General features: G+C 59.2%; 12 protein-coding genes. 6 read left to right on the top strand and 6 right to left on the bottom strand.

The genetic code is table 11. The annotated features are described in order from the left end of the window. Positions 1 to 254 precede the first annotated feature (254 nt). The 5 genes from hxsA to DQN55_RS10795 form a co-directional block, all read right to left on the bottom strand. Positions 255 to 863: a His-Xaa-Ser repeat protein HxsA gene (gene hxsA / locus DQN55_RS10775; RefSeq protein ID WP_048380068.1), complete on the bottom strand. Its 609-nt coding sequence runs from the start codon at positions 861 to 863 to the stop codon at positions 255 to 257. Beyond that, entirely contained in the window at positions 860 to 2095 is a 1236-nt protein-coding gene (gene hxsC, locus DQN55_RS10780; protein WP_048380066.1) for a His-Xaa-Ser system radical SAM maturase HxsC, read from the bottom strand. Before hxsC ends, hxsA begins: the two co-directional genes overlap by 4 nt. Beyond that, positions 2095 to 3582 (bottom strand): His-Xaa-Ser system radical SAM maturase HxsB, encoded by a 1488-nt coding sequence (gene hxsB / locus DQN55_RS10785; protein WP_048380065.1) that lies wholly within the window; start codon positions 3580 to 3582, stop codon positions 2095 to 2097. Before hxsB ends, hxsC begins: the two co-directional genes overlap by 1 nt. Continuing rightward, positions 3579 to 3878, bottom strand: coding sequence for a His-Xaa-Ser system protein HxsD (gene hxsD / locus DQN55_RS10790; RefSeq protein ID WP_048380063.1), 300 nt, complete (start codon positions 3876 to 3878; stop codon positions 3579 to 3581). Before hxsD ends, hxsB begins: the two co-directional genes overlap by 4 nt. 345 nt (positions 3879 to 4223) lie before the next feature. Next, entirely contained in the window at positions 4224 to 5138 is a 915-nt protein-coding gene (locus DQN55_RS10795; protein ID WP_048380061.1) for a LysR family transcriptional regulator, read from the bottom strand. A 235-nt stretch (positions 5139 to 5373) separates the two neighbouring features. Between DQN55_RS10795 and DQN55_RS10800 the strand changes: the two genes are divergently transcribed. From DQN55_RS10800 to DQN55_RS10825, 6 genes are all read left to right on the top strand, one after another. Further along, entirely contained in the window at positions 5374 to 6396 is a 1023-nt protein-coding gene (locus DQN55_RS10800; protein ID WP_048380059.1) for a zinc-dependent alcohol dehydrogenase family protein, read from the top strand. Between the two features lie 325 nt (positions 6397 to 6721). Further along, positions 6722 to 8191: a hypothetical protein gene (locus DQN55_RS10805; protein WP_053070901.1), complete on the top strand. Its 1470-nt coding sequence runs from the start codon at positions 6722 to 6724 to the stop codon at positions 8189 to 8191. A gap of 137 nt (positions 8192 to 8328) precedes the next feature. Further along, the gene (locus tag DQN55_RS10810; protein ID WP_048380056.1) at positions 8329 to 9978 is read left to right on the top strand and encodes a VRR-NUC domain-containing protein; all 1650 of its coding nucleotides are present in this window, start codon (positions 8329 to 8331) and stop codon (positions 9976 to 9978) included. Next, positions 9975 to 12227, top strand: a complete 2253-nt coding sequence (locus tag DQN55_RS10815) for an ATP-dependent DNA helicase (RefSeq protein ID WP_048380054.1) — start codon at positions 9975 to 9977, stop codon at positions 12225 to 12227. Before DQN55_RS10810 ends, DQN55_RS10815 begins: the two co-directional genes overlap by 4 nt. Positions 12228 to 12285: 58 nt before the next feature. Further along, the gene (locus DQN55_RS10820) at positions 12286 to 12675 is read left to right on the top strand and encodes a RidA family protein (RefSeq protein WP_048380052.1); all 390 of its coding nucleotides are present in this window, start codon (positions 12286 to 12288) and stop codon (positions 12673 to 12675) included. Positions 12676 to 12720: 45 nt separating this feature from the next. Next, a complete protein-coding gene (locus DQN55_RS10825) occupies positions 12721 to 13932 on the top strand; it encodes an amino acid deaminase (RefSeq protein WP_048380050.1) in 1212 nt (403 codons plus the stop codon). A 229-nt stretch (positions 13933 to 14161) separates the two neighbouring features. Here the strand turns inward: DQN55_RS10825 and DQN55_RS10830 are convergent, their stop codons facing one another. After that, entirely contained in the window at positions 14162 to 14437 is a 276-nt protein-coding gene (locus DQN55_RS10830; protein ID WP_003445327.1) for a peptidylprolyl isomerase, read from the bottom strand. Positions 14438 to 14440 lie beyond the last annotated feature (3 nt).

Consider the following 14440-nt stretch of genomic DNA (forward strand, 5'->3'; position numbering starts at 1 on the left):
TAGTCAGATCCGTGTCGGTCGGTGGCAGCGACGGTGGCTGGTGACGACTTGCTGCATCTCCAGCCAATGACCTAATTGCGGTGCAAGATAAGCCCATGATTGTCGGCGCTGATGCGATTTTGACCTAGGTTGCTGATTTTGACTGACCCACACGCTGCCTCCGAAATCACCCGCAAGGTAATCATTTCTTGAGTACTCGGGTGGGTCAATGAGTTTCGGTAGCCGGCGTCAAAAATCGCATCAGCGCCAACAACTTATGGAATCTTGATCCCCAACGCATTCAGCGATGCCGTATCCATCCGGCCATTCACGGTCAGCCCACTGTCCATCTGAAAGGCCATCAACGCACCACGTGTTGCTTTGCCCATCACCCCATCAATGGCGCCTTGGTAATACTGGCGCACCATCAGCGCGGTCTGCACACGGGTGACCATGTTGCTTTTCTGCTCATTGGTCGCGCGGCTCTTAGAAGTGCTCGAACTTGTCCCGCTGGTAGTGCCAGACGACTGATAAAGGCTGTTGCTGCTTGGAGGACTGCTCGAAGCACTCGGCGCGCTGTAGCTTCGGGTACTAGTAGCGGGTGGGCTGTAGTAGCGAGGTGCGCTATAGCCACCCGAGCCGCTGTAGTGAGAACTGTGCGAGCTGTGGGACCGATGAGAACTGTGCGAGCGATGCGCCGCATAGATGTTGACGGTGTTTGGCGCATTGAGCGTATCGGCAAATACCGGGGGCTGTAGCTTGTCGTTGGGTTGCCAGTTCGCATCGGCGAGCGACAGATGGCCCGCCTGTGCCAGGGTGGTACCTGCCATTGGCAGCAAGCTGATTCCACTGATCAGGACTTTCCAGCGGTCGAGCAATTTCACTGTGCACTCCTTGCATAGGCACTAAAGGCCTCGGTCGATAGTAGTTGCACGCCGCGGCTCTGCCAGCGGTCGGTGTGGGATTTGAAGAAGCCAGAGCAATGTTTAACGGCAGCGCATTGTTGGCAGTTATCGATGAACAGATTCTTCCAGTCCGAGATGCTCTGGCGGGTGAAACGCGAGAGGTGGGCCGGGATCAGGCACAGGGGCAAGTTGTAGATCGAAACCGGCACTCCGCGGTTGAACAGGAAATACACGGCCTGGCTCAACGACTCCTGATAGTCCAGCGGGTCAATCCACAGTTCTTCGTAGTTTTTCCTGGCTAGGCCGGTGCTTTCGATACCCATCAGCGCAACATGCCGCACGAAGGGCAGGTTCCTGAACACGTAGTGGGCGAGCTCGGGCAAGCGTGGCGTGGTCAGGCGATTGAGTACCACGCGTATCTCGATGATCTGGTTGGCGCGCGCCAGGTTGTAAAGACCTTGCAGGGTTTCGCTGAACGCGCCTGGAGCCTGCACCACATGGTCATGGTCTTCGGCATTGTCGGCATACAGGGGGATGCCCCAGCTCAACTGAGGGTGGCCGATTGCAGAGAGCGCTGCGATCCAGCTCGGGTCTTGGAACAGACGCCCGTTGCTGAGTACATGAATGGATTTCTGTGGCAAAACGGCTTTGCACTTGGCCAGGATTTCCAGCAGGCCGTCGCGATAAAGCGTTGGTTCTCCACCGCTGATTCCCAGATTTTCTTCGCCCGGGTCCATCAGGCCGATCAGCCGTAGGTTCTCCTCGATGTGCCAGCGGTCATCGATATCTTTGGGCGGCTGCGAGCACATCAGGCAGAGGCTGTTGCAACGATCGGTCATGAACAGCAGGTTGCTGTCTGAGCCTCGTCGATAGAGCACTCGCACCAACGCGTTGCCTGGTGTGATGGCAATGACATCGCCGGGCTGCACGACATCCGCATCTTTGGGGGTGTGCAGGTATGGCCGCGCGCAGTCGAAGTCGCCGATCAATGGCTCCGGGATCAGGAATCCACCCACTGGTAATGAGAGCAGATGCGGGCTCCGTAGCCGTTCTTCGTTTGGCAGCCAAAGCAGCAGGTCACCGAATTCAGCGCTTCCGGCACAAACAGCCAGGCCTTGTTCGATGAATTCATCCAGAGTGATGACTTTGAGCAGTTTCGGCTCATTCAGGTGATGGATTTCGAAGCGGGTATCTTTGCGCAGCATCGCCATCAGCCCCTGTAACCCGGAAATCGAATATCGTTGTAAGAGCGCCTGTTCAACCAAGACAGCAGCACTCTCTGTACGTTGTCGTCGCCATCGCAAAGCAGGCCGAAAAGATGCTTCAGCAGCCCCATGTTCTTCTTGCAGAAGCTGCTGAACACTCGGTGTCCGATCGGGTCAGCTTGGCGGGCGTAGTGTTCGATGGGGTCAGCACCGCAGTACGGGACAAGTGCGCAATCGGAGCAGCCCGGCAGCGCCTCTGCTACACCACTGGCGAGCAACGCATTCATAACGGGCGATGCGAGCAATTCAGACAAGGGTTGCTGCACGGTGCCGAGCCTCAAGCCGTCTTCACCCATCTCCAGCAACATTCGGGCTTCGTCCGAGGGATAGACGTAACCGTCATAGTTGTAGACCAGCGCCGCAGTGCCTGCGCCAGCGGGGGAGCGCAGGTCTACATAGCCGGAGGAGAAGGGTGTCAGGATATTCTTCAGCAACAGGCTCGTATAACTCTCTGAGAGGAATACGTCCTGTTGGTTGATATGCAGCAAATAGGTCAGTGCCTTCTTGTAGAAGGCCAGGTATCGCTCAATAGGGTAATCAAGTCGATGAGCAATCTTGGTGGCAAACCCATAAGGGCTCAGAGGCCGAAGCGAGATGCTGGAAAATTCCTGGCTTACATACTCATCGATGATCGCTTCAGGTTGTTCGAGGCTTCTTGAAGTCAGCGTGGTCAGCGCGGAAACTGCATCATGGCCAAGGCGTTCACGGACCCACTGGATGCCTTTTACAGTGCGTTCGTAGGAGTCTCGTGACGGGGTAGGGCGGTTGGCATTGTGCAAGGGCGCCGGCCCATCGAGCGAGGTCGAAAACTGGATGCGATTTTGTTCTGCGAAGTCGAGTATTTCCTCCGTCAGGTGGTGCAGCGTGGTGGTGATGACGAACTGGATATCCCGTTGTTCGACCACGTTTCGTTCAACGATCCATTCGACAATCTGGCGGACGCGCTCGAAGGCCAGAAGCGGCTCGCCACCCTGAAACTCCACAGTCAGGGCGGGAGCGTTCGATTCGAACAGGCGATCGACCGCCGCCTGTGCATCCGCTTCCGACAGGTCGTGGCCGGATCCTCCCAGAGGGGCACGCGACACCTGGCAGTACTGGCAGGTGTGGTTGCAGCGCAATGTCACTACGAACAAGTGCAGTGCTGGGCCCTGGAAGAGGAAGTCCTTGCGGCTGCGATACTGCGCGGCCATTTCCGGGAACGGGTCGTGGCGGCCTGGTTCGTAGATGAAGTGGCGGGCCAGCAGGTCCTTGTAAAAAGGCGTACTTGCTTGAACGTCGAAGTAACTGAGGGCTCGTAATTGCGCGTCGTTCACGTGCATGTACTCACCGGTATCGGAGGTGAGTAGGATGTCACAGTCATGTCCCGTGTTCATGCGCATGAATCGAAAAGGCAGCAAGCGGTAGTGCTTTGCGTCTGTCGCTATCAGCGTCACTGCGAAACTCCACATCCAGCGAGCGCGGCTCGGGCCAGGACTTCGCGCAACCCTGCTGTTTCGCGGTTGATATGGTCGCGTAGGGCGAAGTCGTTCAGATGCTGGAGGATCAGCGAGTGAGCCTGCTCCGGGGAAAGCGTTAGCCTTGCTTCAGCGGGGTGGGCCGTGAGGCTTATCTGATTGGTTTCAATACCGACCTGGACCGCGACAGTGTCGGCCAGGGAATAAGCGGCGCGTTGCACCACGCTGAGCGGGTAGGCTGCGCTGTCGAGTTTCAGCGTAACTGGCCATGTCATCGGAACCGCTCCTTCAAATCCGTTGGAAACGTGTGGATTTTGCAGGTTGTCAAGGCATTATGCCATCATAATTTTTTACATTTGCACGCATTTGTCCAGCGTGGTGGGTGGTGCGCTCACTACGGCTCGGCCATTGATACGGGGTAGGGCCGAGGGTTCATATCTCCCTTAGTCCACCCATCCTCATCAATAGCTTGCTTGGCCTCAGGCAGGGGGCATCCTTTTCAAACTATCCAAAGAATGCTCCTAGCTGTGCCCCCAATGTAGCAATCCACGGGAAGTGGATGGAGCTCCATGGTTGTGGAAAGCCAGAAATGCTCAGCTAAACAGCCTGCCAGACGATCCCTAAAGACTGTCAGGATCGCCGAAGAACATCTGGATCCGCGAGCGCAGCCAGCGTTCGCCGGGGTCATTGTCCTGGGCGCCGCGCCAGGCCATGTGCAGTTCAAAGCTGTTGACGTCCAGCGGCGGGTCTTCGGCCCGTACGCCGCCGGCGGCGGTGAGGGCTTCGGCGGTGTAGTCGGGGACGGTGGCGATGATGTCGGTGCCGGCCAGCAGGGTGCTCAAGCCATTGAACTGAGGCACGGCGAGTACCACATGACGCTTGCGCCCGAGGGTTTCCAGCTGGGTGTCGATAAAGCCGCTCAGGTCCCCGGCAAACGACACCAGGGCATGGGGGCGGGCGCAGAAGTCATCCAGGCTCAGCGGGCCGGGCATGGTGTCGGCACGTAGCAGTTTGGGTTTGCTGCGGCGCAATACTTTGCGCTTGGCGTTGGCCGGCAGGTCGCTGGTGTAGCTGACGCCCACCGAAATCTCGCCAGAGGCCAGCAACGGTGGCATCAGGATGTAGTTGACCCGGCGCACCACCAGCACGATACCCGGTGCTTCTGCGCGCAAGCGCTTGAGCAACATGGGCAGCAAGGCAAATTCAACGTCGTCCGACAAACCGATGCGAAACACCGAGGTGCTGGTGGCCGGGTTGAACTCGGCAGCACGGCTCACTGCGGTGGAAATCGAATCCAGCGCGGGCGACAACAGTGCAAAGATTTCAATAGCCCGGGCCGTGGGCTCCATGCTGCGACCCGTACGCACGAACAGAGGGTCGTCGAACAAATTGCGCAGGCGTGACAGTGCAGCACTGATGGCCGGCTGCCCGAGAAACAGCTTCTCGGCGGCACGGGTCACACTGCGTTCATGCATCAGGGTTTCAAAGACGATCAGCAAATTCAGATCGACGCGGCGCAAGTCGTTACGATTCATCTGGCAGGCATCACAGGCGGGTCAGCTGTAGTGAGGTAATGGATCTTACTGGCAAAGCAGATTAATCGTCACTCGGTAGATTAGCTTTCTTACGTCAGCGGGCGAGACGATTCAGCAATCAATCTGCCGAAGGATCAATGTCAGGCATGTCGACTATTAATGCTGTCTGTTAGTCTTGTACACAAAGCCCGGATAAAGTCCCGTGGTATTAGCGATTAATTTGGCGAGGTTTGCGATGTCGCGCACGATCCGTTTTCACAAGTTTGGCCCGGCCGAGGTGCTCCAGTGCGAAGAGCACGAGGTCGCTGCGCCTGCGCCCGGCGAGGTGCAGGTGCGTGTCGAATCCATTGGTATCAGCTGGTATGACGTGCTGTGGCGGCAGAACCTTGCCCCTAGCCAGGCGCGGCTGCCAGCGGGTATCGGCCATGAAATGGCCGGCATTGTGACTGCGCTCGGGGAAGGCGTGCATGACCTTGCCGTCGGTGACAAGGTTGCCAGCTTCCCCGGTCAAAGTGCCAACGATTACCCCACCTACGGTGAGATGATCGTGATGCCGCGCTCTGTCCTCACTCGTTACCCGGATGTGCTGACGCCGGTTGAAGCCAGCGTGCACTACACACCGTTGTTGATGGCCTACTTTGCGTATGTCGACCTGGCGCGGCTCAAACCGGGGCAAACGGTGCTGATCACCGATGCCAGTCACTGTGCCGGGCCCTCATTTGTACAGCTGGGCAAGGCCTTGGGCGCCACGGTCATTGCCGCGACCAAAGACCCTGAAGAGCGCGACTGCCTGCTGGCCCTGGGGGCTGACAAGGTGATCGTGACCGAGGAACAGGACTTGCTGATGCAGGTCAACAAGATCACCCAGAACAAAGGCGTGGATATCGTGCTTGACGGCCTTGGTGGCCCGCAGATGTCAGTGCTCGGTGACGTCCTGGCCCCCCGTGGCAGCCTGGTGCTGTACGGCTTGCAGGGCGGTAATCAAACGCCGTTTCCTGCGTGTGCAGCCTTCCAGAAGAACATCCAGTTCTTTGTGCACTGCATTGGCAACTTCACCGGCAAGCCGGAGCTGGGGATTGCCCAGGACGAAGAAGCAATGCAGCGTGCCCTGCGCGAGATCAACCAGCTGACGGCTGATCGTGTGCTGTTGCCTCTGGAAGTGCGGGTGTTCCCGTTTGAGGCGTTTGTCGAAGCGCACCGCTACATGGACAGCTGCCCGTGCCGTGGACGCGTGGCGCTGCAATTGTCCCCGACCTGATGCCGCTGCAGTAAACATGACTGACCGATGTTAAACACGCCTCTGAACGCTCTGTTCAGGGGCGTTTTTGCATGGGCCTGATTTGACCGCGTCGACAGGGGCCCATACGTCGCCCTGCAGTGTGAACGGATCAAGAAAGCTCAAGCTATGAGCGGCATCCATACGAATGGCGTTAATTACGTTTGGTATTTTATTGAGTGTGTTTTTGTAGGATTTCTCTTGTGAGCGTGTAAGCCCCGTCTGTTATGGGCCAAAGAGTAACGGTAACTGTGGCGTGTAAAAAAGCGCTGCTGATAATACCTCGCTCGAACCGGAGGGATTCCCCATGAGCAACTTCCATGAACAAGCCATGAGTTTTGTTTATCAGCAAGTGCTGCACCGGCTACTGGGTTTTTTCAGTCGCCCCGAACGCATCGCGTTGCAACTGTTGATTCAGCGTTTATTAGTGGCCGCCGGGGGCATTGAGCGCATCGCGCATTTCCGGGTACTGCTCGTGCATGAAGGCGGTAAAGAATGCGCCTACACCCTGGCATTTTTGCGCGCCGCTCAACTCAGTATTGCCGGGCGCTCTCCCGATACATTTGTCTTGCGTGTCGCGGTGTTATGCCAGCCACGGGTGACGGCCAATGTCATGGCGCGTATTCAGACTCAGTGCGCCGAACTGTTTATGTACGATGACCCGCGTGTGGAGTTACTGCTGGTGAATGACGAGGGGATTAGCCGCCAGCATAAGCCGCTACCGGTTGCGCAACGGTCGTCGTTTCTTGACCGCACCCAGGTGCTGATGTCGGGGCATCTGACCCGGGGTGATGCCCGGGCCACGTTCTTTTATACCGATCTGTTGTCGCGAGCCACCTTGTACCGCAGTGCCTGCACGTGGGGTGGCGCGGTGAATGCGTTGATTGACCGTCGTCCACCGGCTTGCCTGGATCAATACTCGGCCTGGATACGCAGGGTGGCCTTCCGGCAGGGCTATGCGCTGAATGGTACGCATCGGGAAAGCTTCGAAACGGCCGTCAAATTGTGTTCGCGGCTGCATGAGGATTACCGGCAACTGCTGCGCCTGTCAGCGTCTTCCGCGCCGTTGGCCTCGGTGATCTGCAGCAGCAATGACATCAGTATCATCAACGTGTTTGATTGCCTGTCACGGGACATGGACATCGTTCAGTCTCAGGTGCTGTTGTTCATGGAGGGGACAAGGAGTACCCCCTCGCTGGATATCGAAGAGCCTTTGACCGCCGCGGTGTTAGTCAATGCGCACTTGAACGGCTTGCAGGGTGCCTATCGGCAGGGGCTGGACTACAGCGCAGGAGTGGACGCGTTCTGGCAAGGTATCGCGTCAAAATACAAAGCCCGCAGCGGCTACAAAGGTCAGTTGATACAGCAATTGGCAGCGGCTTTTAATACACCGAAAAGGATCGACAAATTGCGGGGGCTGGCAACCCGTTACCTGGGACAGTTGCACGGTGTCAACGATGAGCAGTTGGGCTGTTTTATCTATTCCCCCTTTGTGAATAAGGGCCGTGGCCTTGAAACCTTCTTGAAGCATCGCTACCCGGACAAGCTGCATTCGATCATCGAGCTGCGGCAGGTATTGATGGATCAGGCGACGGCCTCTCAGGCGGATCTGGCGTCATGGCTCGAAGCGGTCAGCGGGCTGCCGTTGGTGTCGCTTCAGGCGCTGTACCAGATGTCGGACATCGACTTCGATCGTGACAGTTCCCTGATAGGCACCTTGTGGGCCTACGATCCCTGCAAACCTGCGCCGCAGGCCAGGCTTGCAGGTCAGGTGTAGCAGGTTGCCGTGTGCTTGTGGCGAATGCCGTGCACTGGCGCGGGCGAACCGCTCATCCAATAAGATTTGCCAGGGCAGTGGGCTAACTGCTATCTGTACGCATATCCAGTGTCCGATACCGATGGTTTGTTCTGCTTGTGATTTCCAATCCCCTTGAAGACCCGTTTTATTACCTGAAAAACTTCCAGCACGTGCTCGACTGGATCGCTGCTCGCTATGACGATGTCTTGAGTGTCGAGGAGCAGCAGTTCATCAGCGGTTTTGCCCGGTTGCCCGGGCCCTCGCAAGCGCTGTGGGTCCGTATGCTGATGCGCAAGGGCCGGCATTTCAGGGCCAGCAAGCTCAATTACCCGGAAATCGGTGATCCGCTGCAGGCCGCTGCGCCTCTGGTGGCGCAAGGCTGGATCGATGACCGGGCGCCGTTAACCCTGGCCGAGCTGTTCGATGTCTTGCAAAAGCCTGAAATTCTGACCCGCTTTGGCGCGAATATCGTGTTGCCCAAGGCCAGGAAATCAGCGTGGCTGGACGGCCTTGCCGGCGATTTCCCCCAGCCGCAAAGCTTCGCCGATTGGCACCCTGCATTGAGTGACGTGCTTTACACCCTGAACAACAGGGCGCTGGGCGATCGTCTGCGGCTGATGTTTTTTGGCAACCTCAGCCAGAGCTGGTCAGATCTGGTGCTGGCAGATCTGGGGCTGTTCACCTACGAAAAAGTGGATTTCAACCCGCAATCACGTGCCTTGCGTTGTCGGGCGGACATTGACGGCTATCTGCATCTGTATGCTTGCCGCGAGCAGTTCGAGGCCGGTGCCGAGGTGGGCGAAGTGCTGCAGCAGGTGCTTGACTACGCGGCAGATAACCGCTGGCTGCAACGACGTCGGGCGCGCCTGCTGTTTCAGCTGGGCCAGCACCTTGAACGGGCAGGGGAGTTGAGCCAGGCCCTGAACGTGTACCGACAGAGCCAGTATCCCGAAGCACGGTTGCGGGTGATCCGGGTATTGGAGTTGCTGGGCGATTGCACCCAGGCCCTGGCACTGGCCGAGGCTGCCGAACAGGCCCCGCTTGCCGACGCCGAGCATCAGCAGTTGTTGCGCAGCATTCCGCGGCTGCGGCGCAAGGTCGGTCTGGCTGCGCTCGCGAGGCCCCGGGCCAGACCGCCCGAGCGCCTGGAGCTGACGCTAGCCCGCGAAGAGTCGACCCCGGTCGAACTCAAGGTGGTTGCGCACCTGCATCGTGCTGAAGCGCCCGTGCATTACGTTGAAAACACCCTGATCAACGGGCTGTTCGGTTTGTTGTGCTGGCCTGCGATTTTTGCCGCGCTGCCCGGGGCGTTTTTCCACCCGTACCAGAGCGGGCCGGCTGATTTGCTGGAAGACGATTTCTATCAGCGCCGGGCCGCTATCTTCGAAGACTGCCTGGCGCAGCTGGAAGACGGGCGCTACCAGACCACCATTCGCGCGGTGTATGCCAGCCGGTACGGGGTGCAGTCGCCTTTTGTCGCCTGGAGTTATCTCAGCGAGTCGCTGCTCGAAGAAGCGCTGCTGTGCCTGCCGCCTGCGCATTTGAACCTGTGGTTCCGGCGTTTGCTGCAAGACATTAAAGCCAACCGCACCGGCATGCCGGACCTGATCCAGTTTTGGCCGGCGCAAAACACCTACCGCATGATCGAGGTCAAAGGCCCGGGTGATCGCCTGCAAGACAACCAGCTGCGCTGGCTGGCGTTCTGCGAGCAGCATCAAATGCCCGTGACAGTGTGTTACGTGCAATGGCAGGAGCCGGACGCGTGACCTATCGCATTGCAGTGCGCGCCCTGTGTGAGTTCACGGCCAAGGCCGGTGATCTGGACCTGCGCTTCACCCCTTCGCCCACTGCACAGCAAGGTATTGTCGGACACCGCACGGTGGCTTCGCGACGCAGTGCAGGGTATCTGCCGGAGTTGAGCCTGGAAGGGCAGTATGCCGGCCTGACGGTGCGCGGTCGGGCAGACGGCTACGACCCGGCCGGCAATGTGCTCGAAGAGGTGAAAACCTACCGGGGCGACTTCTCCGCCATCCCGGCCAATCATCGGCAATTGCACTGGGCGCAGGCCAGGATCTACGGCTGGTTGTTGTGCCAACGCTTGCAATTGCCAGAAGTGAATCTGGCACTGGTGTACTTCGATATCGCCACTGAGCAGGAAACCCGGGTGCAGGAGGTCTGGGCGGCCACCGACTTGCAGCATTTTTTTAATCAGCAATGCGCGTTGTTTCTGGCATGGGCCGAGCAGGAGATGGCTCACCGCGAAGGCCGGGATCAGGCCGCACGTACGCTGATGTTCCCCCATGTGCAATTTCGCATCGGGCAACGGGCACTGGCCGAAGCGGTGTACAAGACCGCCAGCACCGGCCGTTGCCTGGTGGCCCAGGCGCCCACCGGGATTGGCAAAACCGTCGGCACCCTGTTTCCGATGCTCAAGGCCATGCCAGCTCAGGCACTGGATAAAGTCCTGTTTCTGACGGCCAAGACCCCCGGCCGAAAACTGGCGCTGGATGCGGTGCAGGTGCTCTATCCGCGCAGCCCGGCGGTGTCGTTGCGGGTGCTGGAGCTGGTGGCACGGGACAAGGCCTGTGAGTACCCGCAAAACGCCTGTCATGGTGACAGCTGCTCACTGGCCAAAGGCTTTTACGACCGCTTGCCCGCGGCGCGTCAGGCCGCGATTGTGCAGTCGCCCCTCGACCAGCAAACCCTGCGGGCGGTTGCGTTGGCGCATCAGGTTTGTCCCTATTACCTGAGCCAGGAAATGGCCCGCTGGGCTGACGTGGTGATTGCCGATTACAACTACTACTTCGACTTCAGTGCCTTGCTTTTTGGGCTCGCCCAGGCCAACCAGTGGCGGCTCGCGACGCTGGTGGACGAAGCCCACAACCTGGTCGAACGTGCACGCCAGATGTACAGCGCGAGCCTTGACCAGCACAGCCTGAGCAGCCTGCGTCATTCAGCGCCTGCTGCCCTCGACAAACCGCTCAAGCGCCTGAACCGCGAGTGGAACGCCCTGCACAAGGCGCAAATCGGACCTTATGACGTTCACCCGCAGCTGCCGGGTAAATGGCTGAATGCGCTGACCGCCTGCATCACCGCCATCGGTGACTACCTCAACGATCATCCGCAGGGGCTGAGCGTTGACCTGCAAGCGTTCTACTTCGAGGCCCTGCAGTTCAGCCGGGTGGCCGAGTTGTTCGATCAGCACTATTTATTCGACGTCAGTCTGCGCGAATCCGGCAAGCGGCGCATATCCTGCCTCAACCTGCGCAATATTGTCCCCGCCGGGTTTATCGGGCCGCGCCTGGCGTGTGCACAGAGCAACGTGCTGTTTTCGGCCACGCTCAGCCCCCGCACTTATTACACCAACCTGCTGGGGCTGCCGACGGACGCGGTCTGGATCGATGTCGAGTCGCCGTTTCAGGCCCGGCAGCTGAGCGTGCATGTGGCCAGCCGGATCTCCACCCGCTTTGCTCACCGCCAGGCCTCGTTGGGGCCGATCGTGGAACTGATGGCCCGCCAGTTCGAGCAACGACCAGGCAATTACCTGGCGTTTTTCAGCAGTTTTGACTACCTGCAGCAAGTCGCCGGGCGGCTTGCCGAGGAGCATCCGCAGATCACCCAGTGGCTACAATCGCGGCGTATGGACGAAGCCGCACGCCAGGAGTTTCTCGACCGCTTCACGATGTCGAGCCAGGGCATCGGCTTTGCCGTGCTGGGTGGTGCCTTTGGCGAGGGTATCGACTTGCCCGGCGCACGCTTGATCGGGGCCTTTGTCGCCACACTTGGACTGGCGCAGTTCAACCCGGTCAACGAGCAGATCAAGCTGCGGATGGCTGAGCTGTTTGGTGCCGGATATGACTACACCTACCTGTACCCAGGCGTGCAAAAAGTGGTGCAGGCTGCGGGCAGGGTGATCCGCACACAGACCGATCAAGGCACGCTGTTCTTGATCGATGACCGCTTTGCCGAAAGCAAGGTGCAACAGCTGTTGCCACGCTGGTGGCACCTGGGTTGAAAGAACCGGGTTGTGTCACACTGCCTGACCTGTATCTGTTCAGCATGGAGACTTTCCTATGAGTATCAAACGTTTCGGTACCGGTGCCGTCGGCGCTGGTGGCCAACCCTTGCCATTCGCCCGTGCGGTCGAAGCCGATGGCTGGCTGCATGTTTCGGGTCAGGTGGCGATGGAAAATGGCGAAATCATCAACGGTGGTATCGTCGAGCAAACCCACAAAACCATGCAAAACCTGATCGCGATCCTCGAAGAAGCCGGTTACGGCCTTGAAGACGTGGTCCGCGCCGGCGTGTGGCTGCAAGACCCGCGGGATTTCTGGAGCTTCAACAAGGTTTTTGCCTCGTACTTCAAAAGTGAGCACGCCCCGGCCCGTGCCTGTGTTCAGGCCATGATGATGGTCGACTGCAAGGTCGAGATCGACTGTATCGCCTACAAAGCCAAGGGCTAAACCGCTGTCACGACCCGTGCGGGTCAAAAGGAGAGGAGTGTGGCGATGACGTTGAACAACGCCCTGGTACAGAAGGGTGCCGCGAACCCCGCCGATAACCTGCTGCGGGATGTGAGCCTGCCCGCGCTGGTGATTCATCGGGAGCCGCTTGAACACAATATCGCCTGGATGCAGGCCTTCGCCACCCGCAGCGGTGCGCAGTTGGCGCCCCATGGCAAAACCAGCATGGCCCCGGCGCTGTTTCGCCGTCAATTGGCGCAGGGCGCCTGGGGCATGACGCTGGCCACCGCTGTGCAAACCCGTGCGGCCTACGCGGGCGGTGTGCGTCGGGTATTGATGGCCAATCAGTTGGTAGGGCAAGCCAATATGGCGCTGATTGCCGAGTTGCAGACCGACCCCGGCTTCGAGTTCTACTGCATGGTCGATCACCCGGACAACGTCGCCGCGTTGGGGGCGTTTTTTGCCGGGCGCGGCCAGCGCCTGAACGTGATGATCGAATACGGTGTGCCTGGTGGACGTTGTGGCTGCCGAACCGAACAACAGGTGCGAGACCTGGCCCTGGCGATCAAGGCGCACCCGGCCCTGGCCCTGACCGGTATTGAAGGCTACGAAGGGGTAATCCACGGTGAGCGGGCGGTTGACGGGATTCGCGAGTTTGCAGCTTCGCTGGTTCGCCTGGCGCTTGAATTGCAACGCGACGGCGCGTTTGAGCGGGACAGGCCGATTGTGACGGCCTCGGGGTCGGCCTGGTACGACCTGATTGCCGAGGCGTTCGAAGCCGAAGCGGCCAGCGGGCGGTTTTTGAGCGTATTGCGCCCGGGCAGTTACGTGGTTCACGACCATGGCATTTACAAAGCAGCGCAGTGTTGCGTGCTGGATCGACGCACGGACTTGCACGAAGGCCTGCGTCCGGCCCTGGAAGTCTGGGCCCAGGTGCAATCGCTGCCTGAGCCGGGGTTTGCCGTCATCGCCATGGGCAAGCGCGACGTGGCCTACGATGCCGGTCTGCCCATACCGCTAAAACGCTACCGTGAAGGCGTGCTGCCTGCGGTGGGCGATGATGTCAGCGGCTGTACGGTAACGGCGGTGATGGATCAGCATGCCTTCATGACCCTCGCTCCGGGCTGTGAGCTGCAGATTGGCGACGTCATCAGCTTTGGCACATCGCACCCTTGCCTGACCTTCGACAAATGGCGCACCGGCTGCCTGGTCGATGAACAGTTCAACGTCGTGGAACGCCTGGACATCGAGTTCTGACCCAGGAACCGCCCCAAATCCGTAGCAGCGGTCGAGCGAAGCGAGGCCGCGTCCAACGGACATGTACACCCGGTTTTACGACGGCTGCGCCGCCGGACGCGGCCTCGTGCTACTCGACCGCTGCTACAAGGAGCCCCCACCATCTGTAGCAGCGGTCGAGCGAAGCGAGGCCGCGTCCAACGGATATGTACACAAGGATTTACGGCGGCTTCCGGTTCCTGGCAGCCGGTCAGTCGCGGTAGAACACTTGAACCAGGTGATAACCAAACTTGCTTTTGATCGGGCCGTGTACCACCCGCAGCGGTTTTTTGAAGATGATCTGATCGATCACGCCAACCATCTGACCCGGGCGTACTTCACCCAGATCGCCTCCGCGCTTGCCCGAAGGGCAGGTGGAGAATTTTTTGGCCAGCACATCGAAGGCTTCGCCCTTGGCGATGCGTTGCTTGAGTGATTCGGCTTCTTCGGCGGTTTTCACCAGAATATGGCGCGCTTGAGCTTTCATGGG

Origin of the sequence: Pseudomonas taetrolens (genome assembly GCF_900475285.1) — a bacterium.
GTDB lineage: Bacteria > Pseudomonadota > Gammaproteobacteria > Pseudomonadales > Pseudomonadaceae > Aquipseudomonas > Aquipseudomonas taetrolens.